Source organism: Mesorhizobium sp. M1295 (assembly GCF_040318135.1).
Classification (GTDB): domain Bacteria; phylum Pseudomonadota; class Alphaproteobacteria; order Rhizobiales; family Rhizobiaceae; genus Mesorhizobium.
Genome location: NZ_JAMYLU010000057.1, coordinates 1 through 5858, shown reverse-complemented (window position 1 = coordinate 5858; position 5858 = coordinate 1). Strand labels below are relative to the sequence as shown.

Genomic DNA, 5858 nt, shown 5'->3' with positions numbered 1-5858 from the left:
ACCTGCAACGTGCTCCCAAACAACGGATGCCAGCGATAGGCAACCGTCGCAAAGCGGAAACCATATGCAGAATGTCGATAATTGCGCGGACAGGATCAAGATAGTCTGGTGGGACGGCAGCGGCGTGTGTCTTTATGCCAAGCGGCTGGATGAGGCGAAGTTCTGCTGGCCGCGGATCGGCCACCACCGGGTCCAGCTCAATCATGCTCAGCTCATGGCTCTGGTTGACGGAATGGACTGGAAACGGGTTCGAACGGAGACCGTCAGGCGGCCGCAATCGGTTGGGTAAAACCCTGCGGCATGATGAATCAGGGAGCTGAAAACGCGGGAAAATTGCCCGCGAATATGCTCTGATTTTGGCCATGTCGGCACCCGATCTCGCGCTCCCGGACGACGTTGACGCGCTCAAGGCGATGGTTGTTGCCATGGCCGAAAAAGCCGCCGGTCTGGAAGAGCGTAATGCCGATCTCGAAGTCCACAATACGCATCTCGAGTTGGTCAACAAGAGCGCCGAGGAGCGGATCGCACGACTGACGGCGGTGGTGAAGATGCTGGAGCGGTCGCGCTTCGGCAGCCGCTCCGAAAGGTTGCGGGCCGGTGCGCTGAGCGAGGAGCAGTACGCTCTGGTCTTCGACGAGATCGAAACCGGCGTGGCGGCCATCCAAGCGCAGATGGAGAAGTCTGCGGGCGGCTCGAAAGCGAAGCGCGCCCCGCGCCCTCGCAAAGGCTTTGCGGCCCATCTCGAACGGATCGAGGTGGTCATCGAGCCCGAGACGCCTGCTGGCTGCGAAGCGCTGGAAAAGATCCTGATCGGCGAGGACGTCTCCGAACGGCTCGATGTCACCCCGGCGAAGTTCCGGGTGATCGTCACGCGTCGCCCCAAATATGCCTACAAGGGCTGGGACGGCGTCATCCAGGCAGCCGCGCCCGCCCGCATTATCGAAAGCGGCATTCCGACCGAAGCGCTGCTGGCGCAGATCGCGGTGTCGAAATACGCCGATGGCCTGCCGCTCTACCGCCAGGAAGCGATCTATGCCCGCGATCAGGTCGAGATCGACCGGTCACAGATGGCGCAGTGGATGGGCAAGCTCGGCTTCGAGCTCGAGCCGCTCGCCGATTACGCACTGACCCGCATCAAGCAGGGTGAGCGGGTCTTTGCCGATGAGACCACACTGCCAACGCTGGCGCCGGGATCGGGCAAGGCCAAGACGGCCTACCTCTGGACCTATGTCCGCGATTATGCGCACCCGATGATTATGCGCAGCTCATCGGGACAAGAGCGTGTAACCATCGGTTTCCCGAACGATTTCCAACTGGTGAACTGCGCATAATTTTTAAAGGCTCAACAGGAACTGCATGAGCTGGTCCGGCGGTCGATACCGGGTTTGACTGGCCGTCATGGGCTGCAGCCGGTTGAGCGTACGCTCCTTCATGGCGAGATCCGCCTGAAGGTACATGTGCGTCGTGGCGGGGCTCTCATGACCCAGCCATAGGGCAATGACGCTGATGTCGACGCCGGACTGCAGAAGATGCATTGCCGTGGTATGGCGGATGGTGTGAGGCGAAATCGAGCGACGCGCGAGTTGCGGGTAACGTTCCGCGGCGGCCGAGACCGCAAGTTCAAGGCGCTGGGTGACGTTCGAACGCGCCATGCATCCGCCGCCTCTGTTCGGAAACAGGAAGTTCTCCTCGCCCCCATAGTCCAACCGGCGCTTCCAGTTGCGGATCAGGTTGGCGGTCGTCCGCCAGAGCGGCACGCTGCGATCTTTGCGCCCCTTTCCATGCAGGTGCGCGACCGCCGAGCCATCGACGGCGACCTCGCCGACGCGCAGGCCAATGGCTTCAGACACGCGGGCGCCGGTGTTGTACATCAGACTGAACAGTGCGCGATCCCGCTCACCTGCCCATGTCCGCGCATCCGGCGCCTCAAGGATCGCCTGCATCTCCTCGCGTGACAAAAATCCCAGGACCGGCCGGTCGAACCGTTTCATCGGAATGGCCAGCACCTGTTCGATGACGGGGAGCGCGGTCAGATCGTAGTGGGCGGCATACTTAAGGAAAGAGCGAAGTGCCGCCAGGCGGGCGTTGCGAGTACGGGCGCCGTTGCTCCGCTCCTTCTCCAAGTGGTCGAGGAAGCTCAGGATCAACTGCGCATCGAGGTCGGCCAGGGTCAGCCGGGTGGGCGCCTTTCCAATCGTCGCCTCGGCGAAGTCAAGCAACAATCGGAAGGTATCGCGGTAGGCGGCGATGGTGCGCGAACTGACGGCTCGCTGATTGCCCAGATGTTCGACGAAAAAGCGCTGCAGCAGGATGGGGAAGGACGATGCCAGCTTGGGGTCAGTCATGATGACCCTCTCCAACGGTAGAGGCGAACAGCTCGAATCGTTTGCCAGCGACCGCCATGAGTTCCGGGACGCCGGTCAAATACCAATAAGTATTGGAGATCTTGGCGTGGCCGACGTAGGTCGAGAGCGCCGCCATGGCGTTGTCGATATCGGCGCCATGCTCGTGCCAGAGCTGGATACGGCGGCAAATGAAGGTGTGGCGCAGGTCGTGAATACGCACCTTGCCATGGCCGCCCCGCGCGGTCCAACCAAGGTTGGTGCGAAGCTTCTGGAAAACCTTATTGATCCTCCGCTCCGCGATGAATCCACCCGCCGGAGACAGGAACAGCGGTGAGTCCTCGGTGAGTGCACCAGGACGCGCCCGAACCGCCAGATAGCGCCGTAGCTTGGCTACGACGGTGGCGTGTATGGGCACATGCCTGGATTTGCGGAACTTCGTGTTCCGAACCGTAAGGAACGCTCCATCGAGATTGACATCGCTGCAGCGCAGGTGAAGTGCTTCTGAGCGGCGCAGACCCGTAGCGGCGATCAGCCCAAAGATCGTCGCGTAGGTTGCCGGCCGCAACCCGCCCTCAGGGGCGAGGCGCGAAGCGGCGGTCACAAGGTCGCAGATCTCCTGCTCCGAATAGACGTGCGGTGCGAGGCGGCGATGTGAACGACCAAAGGTCGCGGTTTGTGGGAAATCGGTGCCGGGATCGAGCCGGGCAAGATACCTCGCGAACGGGCGAAGGGCCTCGAGGCGCCGGGCCCATGAGAAAGGACTGGCCCGTTTGGCCTGGCCTTGCACCCAGTTCAGGACGATATCGTTGGTGAGCGGGCCACTGTGACCGCGCTCGTCGGCACAAGGCGAAGGCGGTGATTTGATGGCCCTGCATCCTGAGGGCGAAACCAAGGGCGCGGCGTTCGGACAAATAGTCCTTTGCAAGCGAGAGCATGGTGCGCGCGCCGGTCATTGCGCGCTCCCCGGCCAGGGTAGGGCCACAGCTGCAAGATTGGTCAGATCGACCTTTGCGTAAATGGCGGACGTGTCGAGGCTTCGATGCCGCAGGATGTCTGCAATCTCCTTCATCGGCGCGCCGGCGCGCAGAAGTCGGCTCGCCATGCTGTGGCGGAGAATGTGGACACCGGTCCGCGTCCATCCACATCGTCGGTAGCCGGCCAGCACTGCGCGTTTGACGCTCTTCGTCGTGATCGGCTCGTTGTAGGGGGCAACATGGCGAACAAATATGGCCCGGTTCGACGTCGCGGGCCGCTCCTCGTGCAGATAGGCTGCGATCGCCGCTCCCGTCTGGGACGGTAGCGGCAGAGCATCCGCGCGTCGGCTCTTGGTGCCGACAAGCTTGATCGTGCCATCGGCCCAGTTGATGTCGTCAAGCTGCAGCTTGACGACTTCGCTGGATCGCAGACCGAGATCGATCAGACACCGCACCATCGCATAAGCCCGCAGGCGCGACGGGAACGCCTGATCAAAGGAACTCAGCAGTTCGTCGATCTCGGCGCCGGTCAGCACCTCGGGCAATGATGCCAACCGCCAGTGGGCGACCCGGGGAATCGCGGCCTTCAGTTCGCTCACCCGGTCGCCGGACATGCTGCGGAAGCGGAGATAGCAGCCAATGATGACGCCGATCGCGGCGACGGTGGTGGGTCTTCGCCCCTGATTGCCAAGGACGAAGCGGCGGATGGATGCGGCGTTGACTGTCCCCAGGGAGATCGGCTGCTCGCCGAAATGCTCGACGAGAAATCCTCCAACCACTCGGCAACGCTTCCGACGGGTGTTGTCCGCCAATCCCCAGACATCGCGCATGTGGGTATCGAAGCGCGTCAGCTCCTGTTCGATGGCGGAATTGCGGGCAGGATACTGCAGCACCACGCCGCCGGCTTCGAGTACCTCCAAAAGATGGCCCAGTGCCGCCTGCAACTCATGGCGCAAACGACGGACCGGGTCGGAGCAGGCGCACGCCGGCAGGTGCTCCGAGAGAAAGCGCATAACGGCGCCCTGGCCGATCGCTTCCAGGTCATACCCCTCCTGAGTCAGCCAATAGGCGAAATGCGCGATGCAGCACAAATAGGCGCGCTGCGTGTTCGGCGCATATCGCCTTCGCTGCAAGTGCTCACCGTACTGCGAAACGTAGGGCCGAAGAATACTGCCCTCCAGCCAAGCGCGGGGCTGTGGCTGAAGGATGATCGCTTTTTGCATGTTGATCTCCGAGTTGATGGGACTCGGAAGGATTATGCGCAGCGCCTAGTTTGAATGCCGGCCACCATCTCACTGATCTGCCGAAGAAAACTGGATAAATGTCCCGATGAGCTGCGCATAATCATCGGGTGCGCATAATCCCTGACGTAGGTCCAAATGCGCCCCGTATCGGTCTTGCCGCGTGCCAGGATCGGCACGGTGGTGTCGTCACCATGCAGACGTTCGGCGGCAAGCACATGCGCTTCGATCAGCGCATGCACCGGCTTCAGTGCCGCGGCACAAGCTCCGACCTGGTCGGCCAGTGTCGAGAGGCTGAGGTCGATGCCCTCGCGGGCATAGCGCTCACTTTGCCGGTTCAGCGGTTGATGCTGACCGAACTTCTCGAACAGGATCATGGCGAGGAGATTTGGCCCGGCGAAGCCGCGCGGCGTCACATGGAAGGGCGCCGGCGGCTGCGCGATCTTCTCGCATTCACGGCAAGAGAACTTCTCGCGCACAGTCTGGATCACCTTCCACTGGCGCGGGATCACCTCCAGCGTCTCGGTGATATCCTCGCCAAGCTTTGCCAGCTTGGCCGAACCACAGCACGGGCAGTTTGACGGTGCGGCGATAACCACGCGCTCACGCGGCAGATGGTCGGGAAAGGGCTTGCGCGACGGGCGCTTGCGCTCGAAGGCCCTGACCGTCGACGACCGTGCCGCCAGTTCCGCCGCCAGCTCGTCTTCGCCGGCGTCGGCTTCCAGTTCCTCGAGCTGCAACTCCATCTGTTCGAGAAGCCGGGCTTTCCGCTCCGAGCGACTGCCATGGATCTCGCGCTTCAGCTTCTCGATCTCCAGCCTGAGCCGCGCGATCAGCGCATCCGAGTGCGAGTTCATGGCCTGCGCGCGAGCGGCGAGTGCTTGTGCCTCCCGGCGGGCCGCACGCTCGGCCAGGATCATAACGTGCGCGCTGACAAGATCGTCAGGAAGCTGATCGGCCGCATCGGTCATGGCGCGATGGAATCATATTCGCTCCCGCCATGCCAGCGGTTTTCCTCATCCCGCCGAGCTTGGACGCCAGGTTTTTTGCGGCATCCGCCAGTCGATGCCTTCGAGCAAATAGCCCAGCTGAGCAGGTGTGATCACCACCGTGCCGTCGGCCGCCGATGGCCAGATGAATCGGCCGCGCTCGAGCTTCGTCGTGAACAGGCAAGCACCTTGGCCGTCGTGCCAGATCACCTTGATCAGGCCACCGCAGTTCGTTTCATAATGCATCCCCTTGTCAGAGTCCGGGCAGTCGGACGACTTTATCGTATTGATATTGCTCGTAGAACTTCG

The 5858-nt window shown here is 62.3% G+C and carries 8 protein-coding genes; 2 read left to right on the top strand and 6 right to left on the bottom strand.

The window, feature by feature from the left end; genetic code table 11:
- A partial coding sequence (locus NKH29_RS32245) for a hypothetical protein (RefSeq protein ID WP_353001396.1) occupies positions 1-205 on the bottom strand: 205 nt, incomplete at its 3' end.
- Here NKH29_RS32245 and tnpB (NKH29_RS32240) point away from each other — a divergent pair.
- Positions 125-289: an IS66 family insertion sequence element accessory protein TnpB gene (gene tnpB, locus NKH29_RS32240; protein ID WP_353001395.1), complete on the top strand. Its 165-nt coding sequence runs from the start codon at positions 125-127 to the stop codon at positions 287-289. The two genes, NKH29_RS32245 and tnpB (NKH29_RS32240), sit on opposite strands and share 81 nt — an antisense overlap.
- Before the next feature lie 73 nt (positions 290-362).
- Complete coding sequence (locus NKH29_RS32235) at positions 363-1331, top strand: IS66 family transposase (protein ID WP_353001394.1); 969 nt, start codon at positions 363-365, stop codon at positions 1329-1331.
- Between the two features lie 3 nt (positions 1332-1334).
- Here NKH29_RS32235 and NKH29_RS32230 read toward each other — a convergent pair whose 3' ends face one another.
- The 5 genes from NKH29_RS32230 to tnpB (NKH29_RS32210) all read right to left on the bottom strand — a co-directional run.
- On the bottom strand, positions 1335-2345 hold the full coding sequence (locus NKH29_RS32230; RefSeq protein WP_353001393.1) for a tyrosine-type recombinase/integrase: 1011 nt from the start codon (positions 2343-2345) through the stop codon (positions 1335-1337).
- Positions 2338-3237 carry a tyrosine-type recombinase/integrase gene (locus NKH29_RS32225; RefSeq protein ID WP_353001392.1) on the bottom strand — a complete coding sequence of 300 codons (900 nt, stop codon included), beginning with the start codon at positions 3235-3237 and terminating at the stop codon, positions 2338-2340. The genes NKH29_RS32230 and NKH29_RS32225 overlap by 8 nt, the downstream gene beginning before the upstream one ends.
- 57 nt (positions 3238-3294) lie before the next feature.
- On the bottom strand, positions 3295-4542 hold the full coding sequence (locus NKH29_RS32220) for a site-specific integrase (RefSeq protein WP_353001391.1): 1248 nt from the start codon (positions 4540-4542) through the stop codon (positions 3295-3297).
- A gap of 32 nt (positions 4543-4574) precedes the next feature.
- Complete coding sequence (tnpC, locus tag NKH29_RS32215) at positions 4575-5480, bottom strand: IS66 family transposase (RefSeq protein WP_502911334.1); 906 nt, start codon at positions 5478-5480, stop codon at positions 4575-4577.
- 96 nt (positions 5481-5576) lie between these two features.
- A partial coding sequence (gene tnpB / locus NKH29_RS32210; RefSeq protein ID WP_353001390.1) for an IS66 family insertion sequence element accessory protein TnpB occupies positions 5577-5858 on the bottom strand: 282 nt, incomplete at its 5' end.